The organism is Brevundimonas sp. (assembly GCF_035999125.1).
In the GTDB taxonomy this organism is placed as follows: domain Bacteria; phylum Pseudomonadota; class Alphaproteobacteria; order Caulobacterales; family Caulobacteraceae; genus Brevundimonas.
The window spans coordinates 157,068-179,131 of record NZ_DASYGX010000016.1 but is presented as its reverse complement, the minus strand read 5'-3'; the positions used below and the strand labels follow the sequence as shown (position 1 = coordinate 179,131).

Sequence of the window (22,064 nt, the reverse complement as noted above, 5' to 3'; positions counted from 1 at the left end):
GGCGGCGGGAGTAAGTCGCCGCGTCAGTTCGCCGCCGGCTTCCACGCCCGCATCTCCGCGATCTCGCGGGTCTGGGTGTCCACGACCGTCTGCGCCATGCGGCGCACTTCGGGGTCCTTGGACTGCGCCAGGGCGACCTCGGCCATTTCGACGGCGCCCTCGTGGTGGGCGATCATCTTGGCGACGTAGGCCTCGTCCACGGTGGCCCCGGTGGCCGCAGCCATCTTGCTGTGCATCGACGCCTCCGGCGCCGCGAAAGCCGCGTCGCCTGCGCCCGCCGACCCGGCGCCATGGCCCATGGCGGCGTGGTCGGGGCCGGAGACCTCGCCGTCCTTCACCGTCGCGGCGTGCCGCTCGGCCGAGGCGTCGCGCATCGCCTGCTCCACCGGATCGCCCCCGCCCTCGCACGCGGCGAGCAGCAGGACGGGCAGGGCGATCAGGGCGGCGCGCATCAGGCTTTTCCTTCGATCCAGGTCGGCATCCAGCTTTCGTGCATCTCGCGCAGGTGATCCAGCGGGATGCGGAACAGCTCGCCCTTCTCGCCGGCGGAGGCGAAATCCTTGCCCTTGGCCCTACCGACGACGCTGGCATGCAGGCCGGCCTGCTGGGCCCGGGCGATCACCTCGACCGGGTCGGCCACGGCGGTCAGATAGCGGGCCTGGTCCTCGGCGAAGAGAAGGACGTGGGCGTGGGCTTCGCTGGTGGCGTCCAGCTCGACCCCGCAGTCGCTGGCCAGGGCCATGTCGGCCGCCGCGCCGATCAGGCCGCCGTCCGACAGGTCGTGAACGCAGGTCAGCTGGCCCGCCTCGATCAGGTCGCGCACGAAGTCGCCGGTCTTGCGCTCCAGCGCCAGATCGACCGGCGGGGGCGCCCCGTCCTCGCGGCCCAGCACCTCGCGCAGGTAGATGGAGGCGCCCAGCTCGCCGTGCGTCTCGCCGATCAGCACCAGCACGTCGCCCTCGACCATGCCGCCGAAGCCGACGACCACGTCGTAGTTCGGAAGCAGGCCCACGCCGCCCACCGTCGGCGTTGGCGGGATCGCCGCGCCGTTGGTCTCGTTGTAGAGGCTGACGTTGCCGCTCACGACCGGGAAGTCCAGCGCGCGACACGCCTCGGCCATGCCGTCGATGGCGCGCACGATCTGGCCCATGATCTCCGGCCGCTGCGGATTGCCGAAATTCAGGTTGTCGGTGATGGCGATGGGCCGGCTGCCCACGGCCGTCAGGTTGCGCCACGCTTCGGCGACGCACTGCTTGCCGCCCTCGTAGGGATCGTTCTGGACGTAGCGGGGGGTGCAGTCGCTGGTGACCGCCAGACCCTTGTCCGTGCCGTGCACCCGGACTACGCCCGCGTCCGCGCCGGTGGCCGAGTCGTGCAAGGTGTCGGCCATGACGTGGCGGTCGTACTGCTCCCAGATCCAGCGCTTGGACGCCATGTCGGGGCAGCAAACGACGCTCAGCACCGCGTCGGCCCAGCTTTCGGGCGCTGGCACGTCCTTGGGATCAAGCCGTGGCTGCAACTCGGGCTGGACCCAGGGCCGGTCGTAAAGCGGCGCGTCGTCGAACAGCGGGGCCAAGGGCACGTCGCACACCGTCTCGCCGTGATGCTTCAGCACCAGCCGGCCTGTGTCGGTGGTGACGCCGATGGTCGCGGCGTCCAGGCCCCATTTCTTGAAGATGCGCTCGCCGTCGGCCTCGCGGCCCGGCTTCAGCACCGCCAGCATGCGCTCCTGCGATTCCGACAGCATCATCTCATAGGCCGTCATGCCCTCTTCGCGCTGAGGCACCGCGTCCATGTTCAGCTCGATGCCGACGCCGCCCTTGCCCGCCATCTCGACCGAGGAGGAGGTCAGGCCGGCCGCGCCCATGTCCTGGATCGCGGCGACGGCGCCGGAGGCCATCAGCTCCAGCGTCGCCTCGATCAGCAGCTTCTCGGCGAACGGATCGCCGACCTGCACGGTCGGGCGCTTCTCGTCGGAATCCTCGTCGAACTCCGCACTGGCCATGGTCGCGCCGTGGATGCCGTCGCGGCCGGTCTTGGAGCCGAAATAGACCACGCTGAACCCGGCGGCCGGAGCGGCCGAGTAGAAGATGGCGTCCGCCTTCGCCAGGCCCACGCACATGGCGTTGACCAGGATGTTGCCGTTGTAGCCGCGGTGGAAATTCGTCTCGCCCGCCACGGTCGGCACGCCGACGCAGTTGCCGTAGCCGCCGATGCCGGAGACCACGCCGGACACCAGACGCCGCGTCTTCTCATGCTCGGGGTCGCCGAAGCGCAGGGCGTTCAGCAGGGCCACGGGCCGCGCGCCCATGGTGAAGACGTCGCGCATGATGCCGCCCACGCCGGTCGCCGCACCCTGATAGGGCTCGATGAAGCTGGGATGGTTGTGCGACTCCATCTTGAATATGCAGGCGTCGCCGTCGTCGATGTCGATCACCCCCGCGTTCTCGCCCGGGCCGCAGATGACGCGCGGCCCCTTGGTCGGGAACTTGCCGAGGTGAATCTTCGACGACTTGTAGCTGCAGTGCTCGGACCACATCACCGAGAAGACGCCCAGCTCGACCTGGTTGGGCTCGCGCCCCAGCCGGTCCAGCACGACCTGATATTCGTTGGGGGCCAGGCCGTAGTCGGCGGCCAGTTCGGCCATGGTCTTTTGGGGCGCGCTCATGGGCGGGCCTTCTAGCCCGCGTCGCCCCGCCTGTCAGCCGGGCACGGTCGCGTCGTCGCGCTCCACGCCCCGCTTCAGTCCGAAGGCCAGGATCACGGCGCCGACCAGAACCAGGCCCGCCGCGGCCAGGGCCGCGAACGCCAGCGTCGGATTTCGCTCCTGCTCTGCCACGAAGACGCCGACCAGACCCCAGGAGACGGGCAGCGGATATGCCAGGGTCCGCGTCCGCTCGGTGACCCACAAAGCCAGCAGCGTCACACCAGCCACCGCCAGCAGGGACCAGACGACCGCGGGCGCCCCGGCGGGCAGGTCGCCGTTGCCGGTCGCCACGGTCAGCAGGTTCACCGGAGACGCCACCGTAAGCCACCCCGCCAGCGCCGCCAGCGGCCAGACCACCGTCATGCGGTCGCGCTCGAACCGGCCCAGCCGGCGGATCAGACCGGCGTTGCGGATCAGCGGGATCAGCAGCACGCTCAGCGCACCGAAGATCAGGACGATGGTGACGACCTCGGCGTCCACGGCCGCCGCGGCGGTCCACCAGCCGATGGCCAGCAGGGCCAGGACCGACGGCCAGCCCATGCGCCGGATCAGATCGCTCTCGCCCGTCTGCGGCAGCACCTGACGCACGGCGTAGATCAGCAAGCCCAGGAAGATCGGACCCCAGATGGAGAAGGCATAGGTCGCGACGCGCAGGTTCTCGTCCGAGTCGCGCGAGAACTCCGCCGGGCTCTGGCCCCAACCCAGCGCATTGATCCCATAGTTGACCGCGATGGCGAACAGGGTCGCGGCCAGCACGACCAGGCGACGGGTCTTCTGGGCGGGGGTCGGTCGGACGATGGAGGACATTCACGGCTCCGCTTGGATGGTCGTCATGGATACGCGCGGGACCGGACGCGGGTTCAGATTTGTTTGCGGTGACGCTGGAACGAGGGCGATTCGCCGCGGTTCTCGCCTCGACGCCCGCACCTCCCCAAGGGCGCTTTCAGGAGAGAGACGAGAGATGGCCCAGGAAACCCTGACCCCGCAATCCCAGCCTCAGCCAGAACGCGACGGCATGCTGGCCGCCCAGACCGACGCCGGCACGCTGAACAGCCAGTACGACGACGACGAGACCGCCGGTCTCGACCAGACGGTCGAGGCCAACCGCGGCCGCGAGCAGGGCCTCGGCCTGGGCGCCCGCGAGCTGAACGCCCAGGCCGATCCGGGCGTCGACATGGCCGCCGACGAGGACGAGGTGACCGACGTCGACGACGAGGACGAAGAAGACGACGTCGAACCTCTGGACGGCGACGTGGCCGTGCAGGGCGACGAAGACGAGGAAGACGGCGCCGGCGTCTGACGCCCGGTTCCATCGGACTTCACGAACGGGCGGCCCTCGGGTCGCCCGTTTTCGCGTCAGGCCGCGTTCAGCACGCTCTGGAACAGCACCGCCCCGTCGGCGGAGCCCAGCTCGGCTTCGAAGGCGCGGTCGGGGTGGGGCATCATGCCCAGCACGTTGCCGCGCGCGTTCTGGATGCCGGCGATGTCGGCGACCGAGCCGTTGGGGTTGTCGACGTAGCGGAACACCACCTGGCCCTCGCCCTCCAGCCGGGCCAGCGTCTCGGCGTCGGCGAAGTAGTTTCCGTCGCCGTTGCCCTGGGTCATGATCACCTCGCGCTGGCCCAGATAGCCCGAGGTGAAACGCGTCTGGCCGTTGGCGACCTGAAGCGTGATGGGCTTGCAGACGTACTTCAGTCCCGCGTTCCGCAGCAGGGCGCCCGGCAGCATCCCGGCCTCGCACAGGATCTGGAAGCCGTTGCAGATGCCGACCACGGCGACCCCGTCGTCGGCCGCCTGCTTCACCGCCCGCATGATGGGCGACTGCGCCGCCATGGCCCCGCAGCGCAGATAGTCGCCGTAGGAAAAGCCGCCCGGCAGGACGATCAGGTCGAGGCCTTGGGGCAGCTCGGTCTCGCCGTGCCAGACCATTTCCACCTTCTCGCCGGTGGACCTTTCGACGGCCACCTTGCAGTCGCGATCGCAGTTGGACCCGGGGAAGACGATGACGGCGGCGCTCATGGCGCGGGCGTTTAGCAGGGTTCGGAAATTAAGTCAGCGTTTCCGATCGAATCTTGATCGCCTCGATGCGCCGGCGCCCACGTTCCGCTTCAAGGCTCGTCAGATGTGCCTCGGCCAATACCGTCTCCACGTGCAAGCGGAGGTCCTCGACGCGCTCGGCCAGCCGATGAACTTCGATGAGCAGGTCTTGGTCGCTGACGGCCATCCCTCAGCCCTTATTCTCATAGGTCGCCGTGATCGACGCCTTGGCCAGGGTGTGGAAGTGCAGGTTGAAGCCGAACTTGGCGCCGGAGTCCTCCGGTGTGACCGGCAGCGCGTCCACGTCGACTGCGAACACGGTGAACACATAGCGGTGCGGGCCGTGACCCGGCGGCGGAGCGGCGCCGCCGAAGCCGGGCTCGCCATAGTCGGTGCGCCCCTCGACCGCACCGTGCGGCACGGGGCCGCCGGTGGGAATCTCGCTCACGTTCGCCGGGATGTTCGCCACCGTCCAGTGCCAGAAGCCGCTGCCCGTCGGCGCGTCGGGATCGAAACAGGTGATCGCGAACGACTTCGTCCCCCCGGGCGCGCCGGACCAGGCCAGATGCGGGCTGGTGTTCCCCTTCGCCTGCACCTGCGCGTCGGGCAGCGTGCCGCCGTCGGTCAGGTCGTTCGAGGTGAGGGTGAAGGTCATGGCGCGCTCCCGGCTTCGAGTGTCCGGGATCAACGTGCCTCAGCCCACCTCGATCCGGTAGCTCTCGATCACCGTGTTCGCCAGCAGGGTCTCGCACATGCGCTTGACCTCGGCCTCGTCCGGTTCGGCCATGTCGAACTCGATCAGCTTGCCGACGCGGGCGTTCGAGACGCCGGTCCAGCCCAGACCGTTCAAGGCGCCCTCGACGGCTTTCCCTTGCACGTCCAGCACGCCGGGCTTCAGGAAGACGTGAACCCGAACCTTGGCCATCAGTGCAGCCCTCCCTGAATCACCGTCGGCATGCCCTTCATGATGCCCAGGCGCCGCGCCACCTCGGTGTAGCTTTCGATCACGTCGCCCAGGTCGCGGCGGAAGCGGTCCTTGTCCAGCTTGTTGCCGGTCGCCGTGTCCCACAGCCTGCAGCTGTCCGGGCTGATCTCGTCGGCCAGGATGATGCGGCTGAAGTCGTTCTCCCACACCCGTCCGAACTCGATCTTGAAGTCCACCAGGGTGATCCCGACCCCGGCGAACAGGCCCGACAGATAGTCGTTGACCCGCACCGTCATGGCCAGGATGTCGTCCAACTCCTGGGTGTTGGCCCAGTTGAAGGCGGTGATGTGCTCCTCGGTGACCATCGGGTCGTTGAGCTCGTCCTTCTTGTAATAGAATTCGATGATCGAGCGGGGCAGGGGCGTGCCCTCCTCGATCCCCAGCCGCTGGCTCATGGAGCCGGCCACCACGTTGCGGCACACGACCTCCAGCGGGATGATCTCGCACTCGCGGATCAGCTGCTCGCGCAGGTTCAGGCGCTTGATGAAGTGGTTGGTGACGCCGATCCCGTTCAGCTTGCTCATGATGAACTCGCTGATCTGGTTGTTGATGACGCCCTTGCCCTCCAGCGTCGCCTTCTTCTGGGCGTTGAAGGCGGTGGCGTCGTCCTTGAAGTACTGGATGATCGTGCCCGGCTCCGGACCCTCGTAGAGGATCTTGGCCTTGCCTTCGTACAGCTTCTTGCGTTTCACGTTCATGGCGGTCCCGATCGGACTGGTCGGCCCGGAAAATGCGGATCGCGCGCCGCCGAAGGTGGGGCGAGGGCGGCGCGGAGCAGATTCGGGCTGGGGGAGAATAAGTCGCCGCCTCCCTTAAACGAAGCGGCCCTGCGACACAATTCCGCGCTTTTCCGGAGCCGCGCCGACTTCGGTTGCGTTGGTCCCGGGACGGGCTATAGACGCCCCATCGCGCGGCGTCGTCCGCGCCTGAGGAGCTTGCGGACGCGGATGACCACCTTCGACGATCGGGAAAAGGGCTTCGAGACCAAGTTCGCCCTCGATCAGGAGCAGGAATTCAAGGCCATGGCCCGGCGCAACAAGCTGCTGGGCCTGTGGGCGGCCGAGAAGATGGGCCTGTCGCCGGAAAGCGCCGAGGACTACGCCAAGGCGGTGGTCCGCGCCGACTTCGAACAGCCGGGCGACGAGGACGTGTTCCGCAAGATCGCCGGCGACTTCAAGGGCGCGGGCATCACGGCGTCCGAGGGCGAGATACGCTCCAAAATGGACGAACTGGCTTCCATCGCCCGCGATGAGATCCGCGCCGGCGCCTGACGGTTGGTCACGTCAGAAATCGAAAAGGCCGCGGTCGGCGTGACCGCGGCCTTTTCTTTTGGCGCGAGGGAGGGGCGCGCCCGGTCCGGGACCGCCTCCTCCTCAGGAGCGGCCCCGGACGAACGCCGTCAGTTCGGCATCACCACCGTGTCGACCACGTGGACCACGCCGTTCGACTGATAGACGTCGGCCTGGGTGACGGTGGAGGTCCCGCCATTCTCGTCCGTCAGCGTGATCCCGCCGCCGGCCGCGGCCCGAGCCGTCAGCGTGCCGCCCTCGACGGTGGTCAGAGTGGCCGATCCGCCGCCGGCCTGAATCTGCTGCATCAGCGCCGCCGCGTCGAGGCGACCCGGAACGACGTGGTAGGTCAGGATTTTGGTCAGGTCGGCCTTGCCGGCAGGGGCCATCAGGGCCTCGCGCGTGGCGGCCGGCACCTTCTCGAACGCGGCGTTGTCGGGCGCGAACACGGTGAAGGGCCCCGTGCCCGACAGGGTCTCGGCCAAGCCGGCGGCCTGTACGGCGGCGACCAGAGTGGTCAGGTTTGAAGCCTTGGCGGCGTTGGCCACGATGGTCTCGTTCGGGCTCATGGCGGCTCCGCCGACCATGGGATCGCCGGCGGCGGGGGCCATGGCGCCTTCGGCCGGAGCGGCGTCGGTGGCGGGGGCTTCTTCGGTCGAGGGGGAGCAGGCGGCCACCAGCAGGGCGGCGGCGGACACGGCGGCGAAGCCGGCGAAACGGAAGGTCATCGTCATCTCCTGGGCAAGGCCGCGTTCGTTCGCGGCTCGAAGGAGATACTGACGGCGACCGAAAAGGATGCGCCGGGGATCACGCAATCCGGCGCGGCATGTGACCGCATGGTCGGCTCAGGTCGCGCCGAACACGCGACTGAACACCGTGTCCACGTGCTTGGTGTGGTAGCCGAGGTCGAACAGGGCCTCCAGCTCCGCCGCCGGCAGCATCACCCGCGAATCGGCTTTCAGGAAGTCGAGGAAGACGCCCTCGCCGCGCCACACCTTCATGGCGTTCTCCTGCACGGCGGCATAGGCGTCTTCACGCGAAACGCCCGCCTGCGTCAGCGCCAGCATGACCCGCTGGGAGAAGACCAACCCGCCCAGGCGGTCGAGGTTCTTCCTCATGTTCTCCGGATAGATGTTCAGCCGCTCGATCACGCCGGCCAGACGGTGCAGGGCGAAATCCAGATGGATGCTGGCGTCTGGCCCGATGCCGCGCTCGACCGAGGAATGGCTGATGTCCCGCTCGTGCCACAGGGCGACGTTCTCCATCGCCGGCACCACGGCAGAGCGCACCAGACGCGCCAGACCGGTCAGATTCTCCGTCAGGATCGGGTTGCGCTTGTGCGGCATGGCCGAGGAGCCCTTCTGGCCCTTGTCGAAGAACTCCTCGGCCTCCAGCACCTCGGTGCGTTGCAGGTGACGGATCTCGGTGGCCAGCCGCTCGATGGAGGAGGCGACGACGCCCAGGGCGGCGAAATAGGCGGCATGGCGGTCACGCGGAATGACCTGGGTCGAGACGGGCTCGACGGCCAGGCCCATCTTCTCGGCCACATAGACTTCCACGGCCGGATCGACATTGGCGAAGGTGCCGACGGCGCCGGAGATGGCGCAGGTGGCGATCTCTTCGCGCGCCGTGACCAGGCGGCGGCGGGCGCGCTGGAACTCGGCGTGATAGCCGGCCAGTTTGAGGCCGAAGGTCACCGGCTCGGCATGGATGCCGTGGCTGCGGCCGACCGTGACGGTGTATTTGTGCTCCTTGGCCCGCGTCTCCAGCGCCGCCAGCACGCGGTCGACGCCGCCCTGCAGCAGGTCGGTGGAGCGCGCCAGCTGGACGGCGAAACAGGTGTCCAGCACGTCCGACGACGTCATGCCCTGGTGCAGAAAGCGCGCCTCCTCGCCGACCGTCTCCGACACATGCGTCAGAAAGGCGATGACGTCGTGCTTCGTCGTGCGCTCGATCTCGTCGATGCGGTCGGCGTCCCAGACGACGTCCTTGCCCTTGGCCCAGATCGCCGCGGCCGCCTCCGTGGGGATCACGCCGAGTTCGGCCATCTTCGTCGCGGCGTGCGCCTCGATCTCGAACCAGATCGAGTACTTGGTCTCCTGCGACCAGATGGCGACGGCTTCGGGGCGGGAGTATCGGCTGATCATGGGCCGTGCGTGTCGGAGCGTGGGCCCCTTGAGTCAAGCGCCGCTTGTGGATCGGAGGCGCGATCTCGGGCTTCGACGGATGGCGCGGTCGCGACGGCGAAGCTATGCCGGACGCACATCGGCAGGAGGCGCACCCATGGAACTCATTCTCGGCAATCTGGAGTTCTCGACCTGGTCGCTCCGGCCGTGGCTGGTGCTGAAGCGCTGCGGCGCGGACTTCACCATCACCGAAATCCCGCTCTACGGCGGCGACTGGAAGGAGCGGCTGGCCGAGGTGTCGCCTTCGGGCAAGGTGCCGCTGCTCAAGGTGGACGGGGAGACGATCTGGGACTCCCTGTCGATCTCCGTCTGGGCCGCCGAGCGATATCCTGACGCCAAACTGTGGCCCGCCGACGCCCACGCCCGGTGGCTGGCGCGGTCGGTGACCTGCGAGATGCATTCCGGCTTCGCGGCGTTGCGCACGGACTGCTCCATGGGCCCCGACGCCGAGGGGGTGATCCACACTATGGTCGGCCCCGACCGCGCTCCGCAGCCGACCGACGAGGCGGTGGCCGCCGACGTGCGCCGCCTGGTCCAGATCTTCCGCGAGATGCGCGCCCGGTTCGGCGCCGGGAAGCCTTACCTGTTCGGCGAGTGGTCGATCCCCGACGCCTTCTTCACCCCGGTGGCCACGCGCTTCCGTCACTATCAGATGGACCTGGCGGCGCATGGCGACGACGGGACGGCCCAAGCCTATTGCGACGCCTTGCTGGACCAGCCCGACTTCCACGAGTGGGTCCGCCAGGCCACGGCGGCGCGTTAACCGCTTCGCCGAACGCCGTTTTAAGGGAGCGGCCCCCAACATGCCGCATTGAGGGGGCGATCCTCGCCGCCCGTCACCGGATTTTCGCCATGCGTCCGCCGCACGACACTCGCAGCGCCTCTCCCGCCGCCTCGGCCGGCATGAGCGTGGTCGTGGCCCTTCTGGTGGCCTGCTGCCTGTCGGCCACGCTGTTGGCCAGCCTGATCTGACCTGGCTCTAGAACCTCAGCGTCGGCTGGGTCGGCGCAGGCTGTTCCGCCGCTGGCGTCTCGCCCGGAGGCGTCGCCGGGGCAGGCGGCTCGGGCACGAAGTCCAAAGACAGCGGCACGCCATCCGCGCCGGAGGCCAAGGCGTCCAGCGTGTTCAACGGTCGCCCCTGAATCCGCTGGTAGACCCAGTAGGCGGCGACGACCTTCTCGACGTAGTCGCGGGCCTGGGGCACGTCGATCGTCTCGATCAGCAGCAGGGGATCGGCGTCCGGCCCCAGCTTGCGCACCGCGCCCAGCATCGGCCCCGGCCCGGCGTTGTAGCTGGGCACCACGCGCAGCAGGTCGCCCTCGAACGCCGCCAGCGCCAGCATGCGCAGGATGTAGCCCTGGCCCAGGCGCATGTTGACCGGCGCCTCGAACAGCCTCTGCGGATCGGTCACGAAGCCCCGGTCGCCCGTCATCTCGGCCGCCGTCGTCGGCATCACCTGCATCATGCCGTAGGCGCCGGCGCTGGACACCGCGCGCGGGTTGAAGCCGGTCTCCTTGCGCGCGATGGCGTAGACCAGCGAGCGCTCGATGGTGAAGCCGCCCTGAGGCTGAATGTCCGGGATGGGATAGCGGCGGGCGTCGATGCGTTCGGCCTCGCTGTTGCGCGGCGTCAGCTCGGTGGCCAGGGCGCGGCCCAGACCGCGCCACATCAGAGCGGCGGCCGGATCGCGCGCGTCGCGCCAGCCGCGGGTGTATTCTACCCGCGCGTCCGCCGTGCGGCCGACCTCCAGCAGGGCGACAGTCCGCCGCGCCTGCGGGTCGCGCTCCACGAACGCCTGCAGGTCGTTGATCGACAGGCCCTCGGGCAAGCCTTCGAACTCCGGCGCGGCCACGACCTGTCCGGAATAAGGCTGGGGTCCCGTGCCCAGGTTCTCGATGACCGGCTCGACCCCCAGTCGGCGCAGGGCGATCTGGCCATAGAAAGTCGCGGGCCAACGCGCCGCCAGTCTCAGGAACGGCTGCACCATATGCGGCCGGCCCGCGCGTTCCGCCGCGCGCGACGCCCAGAACGCGGCTCCTGAGCGCACCCAGGCGTCCTCGACCGGGTTTTCCGCCACCCGCTCGAAGGCCAGATAGGATTCCTCGAACCGCCCCAGCCGCCAGGCGGACAGTCCGGCGGTCCACCAGTCGCCGATCGCGACCCCGGTGTCATAGGCGCCGGTCAGGTTCTCGGCGTTGAAGGCGATGCGCGCCGCCTTTCCCGCGTCGGAGCCGACCTCGGAGTCCACGCCGCGCGGACGTCGCGGCTCCGGCGCTCCGTCCGGCCTGCGCCGCATGGCCAAGGCATAGGCGCGCGGCGCCTCCGGCAGGTCGGCGTACGCCTCCAGCCAAGCGCTCAGTTCCTCGAAGGTGGCCGCGTGGTCGGCGTGGAACAGGCGCTCGAACTCGATCGTGCCCAGCAGGATGCGGTCGCCCGCCTCGCGTGCCGTGTCCCGCGCCCGGTCCAGATCGCCGCGTCGCAGGTGGTCGAAGGCCGTGGTGTAGTTCAGTCGGTCCGACGGGCTCAGCGCGCGGATCTGCGCGGCGGCGGGCAGGGCGGTCGCCGTCAGGATCGCGGCGATCAGGCCGGCGACGAGGCGTCGGATCATGTCGGCCCTCCCCGGCGCGGCGTCCCGAAACGGACCCTCCCGCGCGTGATCTTCGGCTTTGCGGCAAGCGCGGCGCCACCCGCAGCACGGACCCGAGATTCCGTTCCAATGGGGCGGTTTTGAGTCACGCCCCGGCTTCGAGCCGCGCCGCGAGCTCCAGCAGGTCGGTCCAGACCTCGCGCTTGGCCTGCGGTTGCCGCAGCAGAAAGGCGGGATGCAGGGTCGGCATGACCGGCGCGGACACGTCGCCTTCCGCCAGTCGCCACTCGCCCCATGTGCCGCGCGCCCTGGTGATCCCCTCGTCGATCTTCAGCACCTGCCGCGCCGCGGCGGCTCCCAGGGTCAGCACGGCCTTCGGCCGGATGAGTTCGAACGTCCGCTCCAGAAACGGCGCGCAGACCGCCTGCTCCTCGGGCGTCGGGGTCCGGTTGCCGGGCGGTCGCCAATAGACGGTGTTGGTGATGAAGGCCGTGTCCGTGAGCCCCGCCGCCGCCAGCATGCGGTCCAGCAACTGCCCCGCCTTGCCGACGAAGGGTTCGCCGCGCGCATCCTCCTCCGCGCCCGGCCCCTCGCCGACGACCAGCAGGCCGCCGGCCGGGTCGCCGCGCCCGAACACGGCCTGGCGCGCGCCCAGCGTCGACAGCGGGCATCCCTGAAACGCGGCGATCGCGGCCTGCAGCTGATCCAGGTCCAGCGCCGCAGCCGCCGCGCGGCGCGCCTCGGCCACCGCTTCCGCGACGCCGCCTCCGGACGCCACGATCCGAACGGGCGGCGCGCCGGCCGGCCGGGCCTGCGGCTGCGTCGGCGGCGCGATCGGCCGCAGCCGATCCACCGGCGCGTCCTCGAAACAGGCCTCGACTCCGGCGTCGGCCCAGAAGGCCATCAACGCTTCGGCGGCGCGCGAGTCGGCGGCGGGGGCGATCATCGGCCTCAGGACTAATCCTTGACCGTCCTTGCGTCACCTCCCGATAAGGGGCGAAAGACCACGACGACGACCGGGAAACCTCACGAATGACCGAAGACGTGCGCGAAGGCGGGGCGAAGACGGCCTGGCAGGACGCGGTGATCGACCGCCTGCCGCCGCTGGAGGCGCTGAACGGCGTCGAGCGCGAGGTCATGGAGTACGACGTGGTGATCGTCGGCGCCGGCCCCGCGGGCCTGGCAGCGGCCATCCGTCTGAAGCAACGAGCGGCGTCCGAGGGACGCGACGTCTCGGTGGCCGTGCTGGAGAAGGGATCCGAGGTCGGGGCCCACATTCTGTCGGGCGCGGTCATCGACCCGTCGGGGCTGGAGGCCATCTTCCCGGATTGGAAGGCGCGGGGCGCCCCGATGGAAACGCCGGTCACCGAGGACCGCTTCCTGGTGCTGGGCCCGTCAGGACAGGTGGACATAAGCTGGCTGCCCCAGCCGCCTTATATGAAAAACCACGGCTGTTACGCCGGCTCTCTGGGCAATCTGACGCGTTGGATGGCCGAGCAGGCTGAGGGCCTGGGCGTCGAGGTCTATCCCGGCATGGCCGCCAGCCACGTGGTCTGGGACGAGCCTTCGGGCACGGTGAAGGGCGTCGTCGCCGGCATCTTCGGCGTGGACCGCGAGGGCAAGCCGACCGACGACTTCCAGCCCGGCATCGAGCTGCACGGCAAATACGTGTTCATCGCCGAGGGCGTGCGCGGGTCGCTGGCCAAGACCATCATGGCCCGACACGGTCTGTGCGCCGACGCGGAGCCGCAGAAGTTCGGCATCGGCGTCAAGGAGCTGTGGCAGGTGCCGGCCGAGAAGCACCGCCCGGGCTACGTCCAGCACACCCTGGGTTGGCCGCTGGACGACAAGACCGGCGGCGGATCGTGGATGTACCACTTCGGCGACCGCTACGTGTCCGTCGGCTTCGTGGTGCACCTGAACTACAAGAACCCGTGGCTGTCGCCGTTCGACGAGTTCCAGCGCTTCAAGCACCACCCCGCCATCGCCGAACATCTGGAAGGCGGCACGCGCATCTCTTACGGCGCGCGGGCCATCACCGAAGGCGGATTCCAGTCGGTGCCGAGGCTGGCCTTTCCGGGCGGCGCCCTGATCGGCTGCTCGGCCGGCTTCGTGAACGTGCCGCGCATCAAGGGCAGTCACAACGCCATCAAGACCGGCGTCATGGCCGCCGACGCCGCCTTCGACGCCGTGGTGGCCGGGCGGTCCGGCGACGTGCTGAACGCCTATCAGGAGGCCTATGACGCGTCGGACGTGGCGAAGGAGCTGAAGCTGGTCCGCAACGTGAAGCCGTTGCTGGCGAGGTGGGGCACCACGATGGGGACGTTGCTGGGCGGAATCGACATGCACCTGACGCGCCTGTTCGGCGGCTGGTCGCCGTTCGGCACCATGGGCCACGAAAAGACCGATGCGGCGGCCACCGGCCTGGCGAAGGACCACAAGCCGATCGCCTATCCCAAGCCGGACGGGAAGCTGTCGTTCGACAAGCTGAGTTCCGTCTTCATCTCCAACACCAACCACGCCGAGGAGCAGCCGGCGCACCTGAAGCTGCTGGACCCCTCGATTCCGATCCGGGTCAACCTGCCGAAGTACGGCGAGCCGGCTCGCCTCTATTGCCCGGCCGGCGTGTACGAGGTGCTGTACGACGAGGACGGCACGTCCAATCCGCGCTTCCAGATCAACGCCCAGAACTGCGTCCACTGCAAAACCTGCGACATCAAGGACCCGTCGCAGAACATCGTCTGGACCACGCCCGAGGGCGGCGGCGGGCCGAATTATCCGAACATGTGACGCGGGCGCGGAGCCCGACCTTGCGGTCGCCGCGGAAAGGCGGTTCGGTGCGGCCATGACCACGCGCGCCCTGCTTCTCGCCTTCGTCTCCGCTCTAGCCTTCACGGGGCCGGCAGCGGCTCAGGATCCCGCGCCCGGCGTAGGCGCTCCGGATCTGTCGCCGCCTGAAGTGCAGGATCAGCCGCGTCCGCGTCCGGCTTTGATCGACGAGGAAGCGCCGCCGGCCATTCCCGAGATTTGGGAGCCGGCTCCGGTCGACGATCAGGGACGGTCCGCCTACGGCCTGTTTCTGGCCGGACGCCTCGCCGCGGCCCGCGGCGACGCCGGCGAGGGCGCCGTCTACCTGCGGCGTGCCCTGATGCTGACGCCGGAGCAGCCCGCCGTCCGCGATCAGGCCTTCGCCACGAACCTGCTCGGCGGCGATTTGGCCTTCGCCGCCCGCGTGACGCCTGAAGGAGAGGACGTCCCCGCCCTGGTGACCGAGGCGGGCCGGCTCGTATCGGTCGTCGGCATCGCGGACCGCGGCGATCCGCGTGCCGCCCTGGCGATCCTGGACGCCCGCCCGATAGGACGACCGCATCAGCGTGCGGGGCGACTGCTGACGCCCTGGCTGGCCGCGCTTTCCGGCGACTGGGACCGCGCTCTGGCCCCGGTCACCGGCCTGGGTCCGGACACCACCGCCCTGTTCCAAAGGGCCGATCGCGCGCGCCTTTTGGAGCGTCGCCGCCGGCATGAAGAGGCTGAGGCCGAGTGGCTGGTCGTCCTGCGCTCTTCCTTGGGACGTCGGCTGTTCTCGCTCGACTATGGCCTCTTCCTGGAGCGCCGGGGACGGCGACAGGAGGCGGTGACCCACTACGATCAGGCCGTCGCGCAAGGGGTGACCGACGACCGCCTGGCTCCCGCGCGGGCTCGAGCCGCCGAGCGGAGCCGCGCACCTGCTCAGGTCGAGCTCCGGCAAGGCGCGGCCGACGCCCTCAGCGCGGCGGCGCTTCAGGCGTCGTCGGAAGGGCAGCATGAGTCCGCCGCAGTCTATCTGAGACTGGCCCAGGATCTTGCTCCTTCCGATCTGACGCTTCTGAACCTTGGCGACGCGCTCATCGCGGCAGGGCTGGAAGGCCCCGGCCGAGACGTCCTCGCCGGCGTGACGCCTGCCGACGCAGGAACCTATGCGGCGGCCCAACTGGCGATCGGCCAAAGTCTTGAACGCGAGGGAGAGGTCGATGCGGCCTTGGCGCCTTTGCGCCGCGCCGCGTCCGCGTCGCAGGGCTCACCCGTCGCTTCGGTCGCGCTGGCAGAACGACTGAGCGAACTCGGGCGACATGAAGAGGCGTTGGCCGCCGTCTCGGACGCCGCTTTCAGAGGAACCCTCGTTCCCCCGGAAGCCCTGCGGGTCCGAGCCGTGGCGCTGCGCGCCCTGGGCCGGGAAACGGAGGCCGAGACGGCTCTTGAGGGAGTCCTGGCGGTCAAACCCGACGATCCCGAGGCGCTCAGCCTGCTGGGCGCCCTGTGGCTGGACGCCGGTCGGGTGCAGGAAGGCGCCGCCCTGATCGCGCGCGCCGCGGAGGCCAGTCCCGACGACGCCGAGGTACAAGGCGCTCTGGGTTGGTCACAGTATCGCCAAGGCCTATTCGACCAGGCCGTGACGACGCTGGAGGCCGTCGTCGACGCCCAGCCCGCCGACGCAGTGGTCAACGACCACCTCGGCGACGCCTACTGGCAGGTCGGACGTCGGCGAGAGGCGCGGTTCCAGTGGTCCCGCGCGCTGACGCTGATGCCTGGGGCGGCTCTGGAGGCGTCGCTGCGGCGCAAGCTGGAGGTCGGCCTGACCGAGCCCGCGACCGGCGGGACCTGACGGCGTGCGCCTGACCGCCTTCGCGCCGGCCAAGATCAACCTGTTCCTGCACGTCGGCGGCCCCCGAGCGGACGGCATGCACCCGCTGGTCGGCCTGTCGGCCTTCGCCGATGTCGGCGACCGGCTGACGCTGGACGCCGAGGGGGCGCCCGGCCTGACCGTGACCGGGCCGTTCGCATCTGGCGTCCCCTCGGGGTCGGAAAACCTGGTGCTCCGCGCGCTCGACGCCTTCGGACGGCGGGTGAAGGCCGACGTCTCTGGCCTGTCCCTGATGCTGGACAAGCGCCTTCCGCCCGCTTCCGGGGTCGGTGGGGGCAGCTCCGACGCGGGGGCAGCGCTGCGGCTGGCGCGTGCCGTCCTGGCGCCTGATCTGCCCGACGCGGACCTGCTGGCGGTGGCGCGGGAGATCGGCGCCGACGGCCCGATGTGCCTGTTCCCCCGCGTGGCCTGGACCACGGGGCTGGGGGACGTCCTGACGCCCGAACCCCGCCTGCCGCCTCTGCCCGCCGTCATGGTGAACCCCGGCGTCCCGACGCCGACCGGAGCGGTCTTCCGCGCTTACGACGCCGACGGCGCACGGGGGGCCGACCTGCCGCCTCCACCCGACGATTGGTCGGTCGCGGGCGTGGTCGGCTGGCTGGCCGATCAGAGAAACGACCTGGAAACGCCGGCGGCGCGTCTGACGCCGGAGATTGCCGACGTCCGCAAGCATTTGGAGGCCGTCGGCGAGGCTAGGCTGGTTCGCATGAGCGGCTCGGGCGCCACTCTGTTCGCTCTTTATGAGGACAGGTCGTCGGCCGACGTCGTCGCCGCCAACTTGAGACGCCAACATCCCGAATGGTGGTCGGTCTCAACATCTCTTGACAGTCAAGCTGACGACTCTTCTGGACATTGACCAAATAACGTCAGTCGTTGGTCGCCAGCGCCGCTCAATGGTCGCGATCAAGGCCAGATAAAGGTCATGCCGTGCCGCCTGAAGATGGCCCGGAACTAAACGGAAAGTCACCGCATTGCTTCAGCACGGTCCCTGACAGGGGGCTGACCTCGCCTTCCTCCCCGAAAGGCGTGGCTTTTCAACTTCGAAAAGGAGATCGAGATGCTGAAGACCCGCCTCATGACCGCCGCCGCCATGGTGGCCTTGTTCGCCGCGCCCGCCGCCTTCGCGCAAGAGGCTCCGACGCCGGAAACCACCCCGCCCGCGCCCGCCGAGGCGACCACCGCCACCGTCGAGGCCCCTCAGGCGCAGGAGAACTCCGTCGTCGCCGTGCTGCGCGCCGACGGCCGCTTCACGACCCTGCTGTCCGCGCTGGACGCGGCCCAACTGACGACGGTTCTGGAGGCGCAACCGGCGGTGTCGATCTTCGCTCCGACGGACGAGGCCTTCGCCGCCCTGCCCGAGGCTGACCGCACCCGGCTGATGGACCCGGCCAACGTCGAGGAACTGCGGGCGCTGCTGCTCTACCACGTGATCGCGGCCGACGTTCAGTCCAGCCAGATCACCGGCGCCCGCGGCGGCGTGCCCACCGCGGGCGGCGCTCAGGTCCAGCTGGACGGCACCGGCGACGCCATCAAGATCGACGGCGCCACGGTGGTGACGGCCGACATCGACGCCTCGAACGGCGCGGTTTTCGCCATCGACAAGGTGCTGACGCCGTCGGCCAGCCAGGCCGCCATGGGCGACGAGCAGTCCGTCACGCCGGCCGAACCGGCCCAGCCGGCTCCGGCGGCTGAAGACGCCGCCCCGCCGGCCCAGACCACGGCCGAGGGCCAGGAGCAGGCCCCCACGACCGCCGAACCGATCGATGAGGACCAGCCGGTCGAGGCCGCGCCCCCGGCGGGTGAAGACGAGGAGCAGACCGACCCTCAGGCGTAAGTCCGTCTTCGGTCCTTCGTCCTCGGGCCATCGGTTGAGTTGGGAAGCGGCGGGCCCTATCAGGGTCCGCCGTTTCCGCATGCCCGCTCCCAGAGGTTCCGTGGCCGCCGACAGACCCCTCTCGTTCCAGGACCTGATCCTGACGCTCCAGCGCTACTGGGGCGCGCAGGGCTGCGCCCTGCTGCAGCCCTATGACGTCGAGGTCGGCGCCGGCACCCTGCATCCCGCCACCGTCCTGCGCGCGCTGGGCCCCCGCCCGTGGAAAGCCGCCTACGTCCAGCCCAGCCGCCGCCCCGGCGACGGCCGCTATGGCGAAAACCCCAATCGGCTCCAGCATTACTACCAATTCCAGGTCATCCTGAAGCCGAACCCGGAGAACCTGCAGAACCTCTATCTCGGCTCGCTGAAAGAGATCGGCATCGACCCGAAACTGCACGACGTGCGCTTCGTCGAGGACGACTGGGAGAACCCCACCGTCGGCGCCTGGGGCCTGGGCTGGGAAGTCTGGTGCGACGGCATGGAGGTGACGCAGTTCACCTATTTCCAGGGCGTCGGCGGCATAGAGGTGGACGTCGTCTCCGGCGAACTGACCTATGGGCTGGAGCGTCTGGCCATGTACGTGCAGGGCGTCGACGACGTCTATGACCTGCGTTTCAATGACGAGGGCCTCAGCTACGGCGACGTCTTCCTGGAGAACGAGCGCCAGCAGTCCCAGGCCAATTTCCACGGCTATGACGTCGACGGGCTGAAACGCCGGTTCGAGGACATGGTGACCGAGGTCGGCCGCCTGCTGGAGATGCGCGGGCCGCAGGACCAGCGCCTGGTCCTGCCCGCCTATGACCAGGTGCTGAAGGCTTCGCACCTGTTCAACCTGATGGACGCTCGCGGCGCCATCGCCGTCGCCGAACGCCAGAGCTACATCGGCCGCATCCGCGACCTGTGCAAAGCCTGCGCGACGGAGTGGGTCGAACAGGAAAGGGCGCGGGCGTGATGCGCCTCATTCTTCTGGTCGCCGCCGTTCTGATGGGCGTGGGCGCCGCCGGCGGCGCGCGCGCTCAGTCCGACAACGTCATCGACTACAGCGCCGACGACGCCGCCATGAACGCCGCGATCAGGGAAGCGCAGGCGACGTTGCCGGTGTTCTGGCGCCGCGTGGGGGACGAAGGCGTTCGGCATCCTGCCGTCAAGGTCGCCTTGGACGCCGACAGCGGAGCTGTTGAGCATATATGGGTGGCCGAAGTGCGTTCGCAGGGCACGGGATTCGCAGGCGTCCTGATTAACGAGCCGCGCGACATTCGGGCGTTGCGGGCCGGCTCGCCCGTCATATTCGACGCCGACCGGATCACCGACTGGACCTATGAGTTCAAGGGCAGGCTTTGGGGCGGCCACACTCTGCGGGTGATGTTGCCGGACATTCCGAAGGCCGACGCCGCCGAACTGCGTCAGTACTTGTCCGACACGCCTCTTGAGCCTGCATCACGATAAATGCCCCAACTCCTTCTCGAACTGTTCTCCGAAGAGATCCCCGCCCGCATGCAGGCGGGCGCCGCGCGCGATCTGGAGCGGATGGCGACCGACCGGCTGAAGGCCGCCGGGCTGACCTTCGACGCCCTGACCACCTACGCCGGGCCGCGCCGCCTGACGCTGGTCGTCGATGGCCTGCCCGCCGCCACGCCCGACCGCGAAGAGGAACTGAAGGGGCCCAAGGCGACCGCGCCCGAACCGGCGCTGGAAGGCTTCCTGCGCAAGACCGGCCTGACCCGCGACCAGCTGGTCGAACGCGACGGCGTCCTGTTCGCCGTCATCAGCCAGAAGGGCCGGGCCACCGCAGACCTGATCCCCGCCATGGTCGACGAGATCGTGCGCGGCTTCCCCTGGCCGAAGTCGATGCGCTGGGGCACCGGCACGCTGCGCTGGGTGCGGCCGCTGAAGCGGATCGTCTGCCTGTTCGACGGCGAGGTCGTGCCGTTCGACGTGGACGGCGTCGCGTCCGGCGAAGTCACCGAGGGGCACCGGTTCATGGCGCGAGATCCCGCCGATCTTGCCCCTTTCAGCGTGACCGACTTCGCCAGCTATCGGGAAGGTCTCGCCCGCCGGTTCGTGACGATCGACGCGGCTGAGCGTCGCCGCCAGATTCTGGAGGTCGGCCGTGCCAACTGCGCCATGCTTGGCCTCGAACTGGTGGAGGACGAGGGACTGGCCGACGAGGTCGCGGGCCTAGTCGAGTTTCCTGTGCCCACGGTCGGGGATATGGACCCCGCATTCCTCGACCTGCCGCCGGAGGTGATCCGGCTGTCGATGAAGACACACCAGAAGTACTTCGCCGTCCGCGATCCGAAGTCGGGCAATCTGGCTCCCCACTTCGTCGTGGTGGCCAATGTCCAGACGACCGATGAGAACCGCACGCTGGCCGCCGGCAACAGCCGCGTCCTTTCCGCACGACTGAACGACGCCCGCTTCTTCTGGGACGAGGACCGCAAGACCGGCTTCGACGCCTGGCTGAAGAAGCTGGAGGGCGTCACCTTCCACGCGAAGCTGGGCACGATGGCCGATCGCGTCGAGCGCATCGCCGCCCTCGCCCGCGAGATCGCGCCGCTGGTGGGTGCCGATCCCGACGAAGCGGCGCTCGTGGCTCGTCTTGCCAAGGCCGACTTGGCCAGCGGCATGGTCGGCGAGTTCCCCGAACTTCAAGGCATCATGGGCGGCTACTACGCGGGCGGGCTTGCTGAACTGCCCGAGTCGCTCAGAGGCTCGGTGACTTGGACCAATGATCTACGCGAGCGAACCGCTTGGGCTGTCCGCGAACAATACCGTCCGCAGGGTCCTTCTGACGCCGTTCCGACCGCGCCGCTCACGGTCGCCGTCGCCCTGGCCGACAAGCTGGACACCCTGGTCGGCTTCTTCGCCATCGACGAAAAGCCGACGGGATCGAAGGACCCGTTCGCCCTCCGCCGCGCCGCGCTAGGGGTGATCAGGATTCTCCTAGAATCGGGTTCTCGCGCTCCGATGCGCCTGCTACTCGGCGCTCCTGCCGCACGCATCATGTTCCAGCAGCAGCGGATGCAGATCGATGAGCACGACAGGCTAGCGGCGGAGCTATCGGACGCTGGCCTTCAGCGGGCCGCTGAGGCGATCTGGCGAGAGACCGATACGGCCTTCGACCGACCCAAGGCCCTCGCGTTTCTCCGCACGAACACGCCTCGAGCCATCACCCTTTTCAGTGACCTCCTCGCCTTCTTCGCCGACCGCCTGAAGGTCCTCCTCCGCGATCAGGGCAAGCGCCACGACCTTGTCGACGCCGTGTTCGCGCTGGGCGACGACGATCTGGTCCGCATCGTGCGGCGGGTCGAGGCGCTGGACGCCTTCCTGGCGACCGACGACGGGGCCAACCTGCTGGCCGGGCACCGCCGCGCCTCGAACATCCTCAAGGCCGAGGCGAAGAAGGGCGACGTTCCCACGGGCATGGTCCAGACCGGCCTGCCCAACCAGCCGGCCGAGGAGACCGCGCTGGCCTTCGCCGCCGCCGCCGCCCAGACCGCGGTGGATCAGGCGCTGGAGACCGAGGATTTCGCCGCCGCCATGCGCGCCCTGTCGGCCCTGCGCGCGCCCGTCGACGCCTTCTTCGAGGCCGTGCTGGTCAACTCCGACGTCCCCGCCGAACGCGACAACCGCCTGAAGCTGCTCGGCCAGATCCGCGCGGTGATGGGCCGCGTGGCGGATTTCGACCGGATCAGCGGCTGATTTCCTTCCCCGGCAAG

Annotated in this window: 22 protein-coding genes; 10 read left to right on the top strand and 12 right to left on the bottom strand. The window is 69.3% G+C overall.

Annotation, left to right across the window (positions count from 1 at the left end):
* Nucleotides 1-23: 23 nt before the first annotated feature.
* The 3 genes from VGN45_RS13965 to VGN45_RS13955 are packed head-to-tail and all read right to left on the bottom strand — an operon-like array spanning nt 24 to nt 3,514.
* The gene (locus VGN45_RS13965) at nt 24-452 is read right to left on the bottom strand and encodes a DUF305 domain-containing protein (protein ID WP_327463513.1); all 429 of its coding nucleotides are present in this window, start codon (nt 450-452) and stop codon (nt 24-26) included.
* A complete protein-coding gene (gene purL / locus VGN45_RS13960; RefSeq protein ID WP_327463511.1) occupies nt 452-2,668 on the bottom strand; it encodes a phosphoribosylformylglycinamidine synthase subunit PurL in 2,217 nt (738 codons plus the stop codon). Before purL ends, VGN45_RS13965 begins: the two co-directional genes overlap by 1 nt.
* A 33-nt stretch (nt 2,669-2,701) precedes the next feature.
* Nucleotides 2,702-3,514, bottom strand: coding sequence for a hypothetical protein (locus tag VGN45_RS13955; protein ID WP_327463509.1), 813 nt, complete (start codon nt 3,512-3,514; stop codon nt 2,702-2,704).
* Between the two features lie 154 nt (nt 3,515-3,668).
* On the opposite strand from VGN45_RS13955, the gene VGN45_RS13950 reads away from it, so the two are divergent.
* Nucleotides 3,669-4,007 carry a hypothetical protein gene (locus tag VGN45_RS13950; RefSeq protein ID WP_327463507.1) on the top strand — a complete coding sequence of 113 codons (339 nt, stop codon included), beginning with the start codon at nt 3,669-3,671 and terminating at the stop codon, nt 4,005-4,007.
* Between the two features lie 56 nt (nt 4,008-4,063).
* Here VGN45_RS13950 and purQ read toward each other — a convergent pair whose 3' ends face one another.
* The 5 genes from purQ to purC are packed head-to-tail and all read right to left on the bottom strand — an operon-like array spanning nt 4,064 to nt 6,427.
* Nucleotides 4,064-4,726: a phosphoribosylformylglycinamidine synthase subunit PurQ gene (gene purQ, locus VGN45_RS13945; RefSeq protein WP_327463505.1), complete on the bottom strand. Its 663-nt coding sequence runs from the start codon at nt 4,724-4,726 to the stop codon at nt 4,064-4,066.
* A gap of 28 nt (nt 4,727-4,754) precedes the next feature.
* Nucleotides 4,755-4,931 carry a hypothetical protein gene (locus VGN45_RS13940; protein ID WP_327463503.1) on the bottom strand — a complete coding sequence of 59 codons (177 nt, stop codon included), beginning with the start codon at nt 4,929-4,931 and terminating at the stop codon, nt 4,755-4,757.
* A gap of 3 nt (nt 4,932-4,934) precedes the next feature.
* Nucleotides 4,935-5,399: a YbhB/YbcL family Raf kinase inhibitor-like protein gene (locus VGN45_RS13935; RefSeq protein WP_327463501.1), complete on the bottom strand. Its 465-nt coding sequence runs from the start codon at nt 5,397-5,399 to the stop codon at nt 4,935-4,937.
* 39 nt (nt 5,400-5,438) lie between these two features.
* Nucleotides 5,439-5,669, bottom strand: coding sequence for a phosphoribosylformylglycinamidine synthase subunit PurS (gene purS / locus VGN45_RS13930; protein WP_327463499.1), 231 nt, complete (start codon nt 5,667-5,669; stop codon nt 5,439-5,441).
* On the bottom strand, nt 5,669-6,427 hold the full coding sequence (gene purC / locus VGN45_RS13925) for a phosphoribosylaminoimidazolesuccinocarboxamide synthase (protein ID WP_327463497.1): 759 nt from the start codon (nt 6,425-6,427) through the stop codon (nt 5,669-5,671). The genes purS and purC overlap by 1 nt, the downstream gene beginning before the upstream one ends.
* Before the next feature lie 249 nt (nt 6,428-6,676).
* Here purC and VGN45_RS13920 point away from each other — a divergent pair, with 249 nt between their 5' ends.
* Nucleotides 6,677-7,000 carry a DUF1476 domain-containing protein gene (locus VGN45_RS13920; RefSeq protein ID WP_327463495.1) on the top strand — a complete coding sequence of 108 codons (324 nt, stop codon included), beginning with the start codon at nt 6,677-6,679 and terminating at the stop codon, nt 6,998-7,000.
* Between the two features lie 128 nt (nt 7,001-7,128).
* On the opposite strand, the gene VGN45_RS13915 is transcribed toward VGN45_RS13920, so the two are convergent.
* Together VGN45_RS13915 and purB are read right to left on the bottom strand one after the other, a co-directional pair.
* The gene (locus VGN45_RS13915) at nt 7,129-7,746 is read right to left on the bottom strand and encodes a fasciclin domain-containing protein (protein ID WP_327463493.1); all 618 of its coding nucleotides are present in this window, start codon (nt 7,744-7,746) and stop codon (nt 7,129-7,131) included.
* 117 nt (nt 7,747-7,863) lie between these two features.
* The gene (gene purB, locus VGN45_RS13910) at nt 7,864-9,165 is read right to left on the bottom strand and encodes an adenylosuccinate lyase (protein WP_327463491.1); all 1,302 of its coding nucleotides are present in this window, start codon (nt 9,163-9,165) and stop codon (nt 7,864-7,866) included.
* A gap of 136 nt (nt 9,166-9,301) precedes the next feature.
* Between purB and VGN45_RS13905 the strand changes: the two genes are divergently transcribed.
* Nucleotides 9,302-9,967: a glutathione S-transferase gene (locus tag VGN45_RS13905; protein ID WP_327463489.1), complete on the top strand. Its 666-nt coding sequence runs from the start codon at nt 9,302-9,304 to the stop codon at nt 9,965-9,967.
* A 216-nt stretch (nt 9,968-10,183) separates the two neighbouring features.
* Here VGN45_RS13905 and VGN45_RS13900 read toward each other — a convergent pair whose 3' ends face one another.
* Together VGN45_RS13900 and VGN45_RS13895 are read right to left on the bottom strand one after the other, a co-directional pair.
* Nucleotides 10,184-11,812, bottom strand: coding sequence for a lytic transglycosylase domain-containing protein (locus tag VGN45_RS13900; RefSeq protein WP_327463487.1), 1,629 nt, complete (start codon nt 11,810-11,812; stop codon nt 10,184-10,186).
* Between the two features lie 124 nt (nt 11,813-11,936).
* Nucleotides 11,937-12,734 carry a uracil-DNA glycosylase gene (locus tag VGN45_RS13895; protein WP_327463716.1) on the bottom strand — a complete coding sequence of 266 codons (798 nt, stop codon included), beginning with the start codon at nt 12,732-12,734 and terminating at the stop codon, nt 11,937-11,939.
* Between the two features lie 89 nt (nt 12,735-12,823).
* On the opposite strand from VGN45_RS13895, the gene VGN45_RS13890 reads away from it, so the two are divergent.
* From VGN45_RS13890 to glyS, 7 genes are all read left to right on the top strand, one after another.
* Nucleotides 12,824-14,581: an electron transfer flavoprotein-ubiquinone oxidoreductase gene (locus VGN45_RS13890; RefSeq protein ID WP_327463485.1), complete on the top strand. Its 1,758-nt coding sequence runs from the start codon at nt 12,824-12,826 to the stop codon at nt 14,579-14,581.
* A gap of 55 nt (nt 14,582-14,636) precedes the next feature.
* Entirely contained in the window at nt 14,637-16,433 is a 1,797-nt protein-coding gene (locus VGN45_RS13885; RefSeq protein ID WP_327463483.1) for a tetratricopeptide repeat protein, read from the top strand.
* Between the two features lie 4 nt (nt 16,434-16,437).
* Nucleotides 16,438-17,328, top strand: coding sequence for a 4-(cytidine 5'-diphospho)-2-C-methyl-D-erythritol kinase (locus tag VGN45_RS13880; RefSeq protein WP_327463480.1), 891 nt, complete (start codon nt 16,438-16,440; stop codon nt 17,326-17,328).
* 201 nt (nt 17,329-17,529) lie between these two features.
* Nucleotides 17,530-18,306, top strand: coding sequence for a fasciclin domain-containing protein (locus VGN45_RS13875; RefSeq protein ID WP_327463478.1), 777 nt, complete (start codon nt 17,530-17,532; stop codon nt 18,304-18,306).
* 79 nt (nt 18,307-18,385) lie between these two features.
* Nucleotides 18,386-19,297, top strand: a complete 912-nt coding sequence (locus VGN45_RS13870; RefSeq protein ID WP_414643436.1) for a glycine--tRNA ligase subunit alpha — start codon at nt 18,386-18,388, stop codon at nt 19,295-19,297.
* On the top strand, nt 19,297-19,791 hold the full coding sequence (locus tag VGN45_RS13865; protein WP_327463474.1) for a YegJ family protein: 495 nt from the start codon (nt 19,297-19,299) through the stop codon (nt 19,789-19,791). The genes VGN45_RS13870 and VGN45_RS13865 overlap by 1 nt, the downstream gene beginning before the upstream one ends.
* Nucleotides 19,792-22,047: a glycine--tRNA ligase subunit beta gene (glyS, locus tag VGN45_RS13860; protein WP_327463471.1), complete on the top strand. Its 2,256-nt coding sequence runs from the start codon at nt 19,792-19,794 to the stop codon at nt 22,045-22,047.
* Nucleotides 22,048-22,064 lie beyond the last annotated feature (17 nt).

Excerpts from the sequence above, each read along its gene's own strand:
- VGN45_RS13965 (WP_327463513.1), bottom strand. The coding sequence starts at position 452 with ATGCGCGCCGCCCTGATCGCCCTGCCCGTCCTGCTGCTCGCCGCGTGC.
- purL (WP_327463511.1), bottom strand. The coding sequence starts at position 2,668 with ATGAGCGCGCCCCAAAAGACCATGGCCGAACTGGCCGCCGACTACGGC.
- VGN45_RS13955 (WP_327463509.1), bottom strand. The coding sequence starts at position 3,514 with ATGTCCTCCATCGTCCGACCGACCCCCGCCCAGAAGACCCGTCGCCTG.
- VGN45_RS13950 (WP_327463507.1), top strand. The coding sequence starts at position 3,669 with ATGGCCCAGGAAACCCTGACCCCGCAATCCCAGCCTCAGCCAGAACGC.
- purQ (WP_327463505.1), bottom strand. The coding sequence starts at position 4,726 with ATGAGCGCCGCCGTCATCGTCTTCCCCGGGTCCAACTGCGATCGCGAC.
- VGN45_RS13940 (WP_327463503.1), bottom strand. The coding sequence starts at position 4,931 with ATGGCCGTCAGCGACCAAGACCTGCTCATCGAAGTTCATCGGCTGGCC.
- VGN45_RS13935 (WP_327463501.1), bottom strand. The coding sequence starts at position 5,399 with ATGACCTTCACCCTCACCTCGAACGACCTGACCGACGGCGGCACGCTG.
- purS (WP_327463499.1), bottom strand. The coding sequence starts at position 5,669 with ATGGCCAAGGTTCGGGTTCACGTCTTCCTGAAGCCCGGCGTGCTGGAC.
- purC (WP_327463497.1), bottom strand. The coding sequence starts at position 6,427 with ATGAACGTGAAACGCAAGAAGCTGTACGAAGGCAAGGCCAAGATCCTC.
- VGN45_RS13920 (WP_327463495.1), top strand. The coding sequence starts at position 6,677 with ATGACCACCTTCGACGATCGGGAAAAGGGCTTCGAGACCAAGTTCGCC.
- VGN45_RS13915 (WP_327463493.1), bottom strand. The coding sequence starts at position 7,746 with ATGACCTTCCGTTTCGCCGGCTTCGCCGCCGTGTCCGCCGCCGCCCTG.
- purB (WP_327463491.1), bottom strand. The coding sequence starts at position 9,165 with ATGATCAGCCGATACTCCCGCCCCGAAGCCGTCGCCATCTGGTCGCAG.
- VGN45_RS13905 (WP_327463489.1), top strand. The coding sequence starts at position 9,302 with ATGGAACTCATTCTCGGCAATCTGGAGTTCTCGACCTGGTCGCTCCGG.
- VGN45_RS13900 (WP_327463487.1), bottom strand. The coding sequence starts at position 11,812 with ATGATCCGACGCCTCGTCGCCGGCCTGATCGCCGCGATCCTGACGGCG.
- VGN45_RS13890 (WP_327463485.1), top strand. The coding sequence starts at position 12,824 with ATGACCGAAGACGTGCGCGAAGGCGGGGCGAAGACGGCCTGGCAGGAC.
- VGN45_RS13885 (WP_327463483.1), top strand. The coding sequence starts at position 14,637 with ATGACCACGCGCGCCCTGCTTCTCGCCTTCGTCTCCGCTCTAGCCTTC.
- VGN45_RS13875 (WP_327463478.1), top strand. The coding sequence starts at position 17,530 with ATGCTGAAGACCCGCCTCATGACCGCCGCCGCCATGGTGGCCTTGTTC.
- VGN45_RS13870 (WP_414643436.1), top strand. The coding sequence starts at position 18,386 with ATGCCCGCTCCCAGAGGTTCCGTGGCCGCCGACAGACCCCTCTCGTTC.
- VGN45_RS13865 (WP_327463474.1), top strand. The coding sequence starts at position 19,297 with ATGCGCCTCATTCTTCTGGTCGCCGCCGTTCTGATGGGCGTGGGCGCC.
- glyS (WP_327463471.1), top strand. The coding sequence starts at position 19,792 with ATGCCCCAACTCCTTCTCGAACTGTTCTCCGAAGAGATCCCCGCCCGC.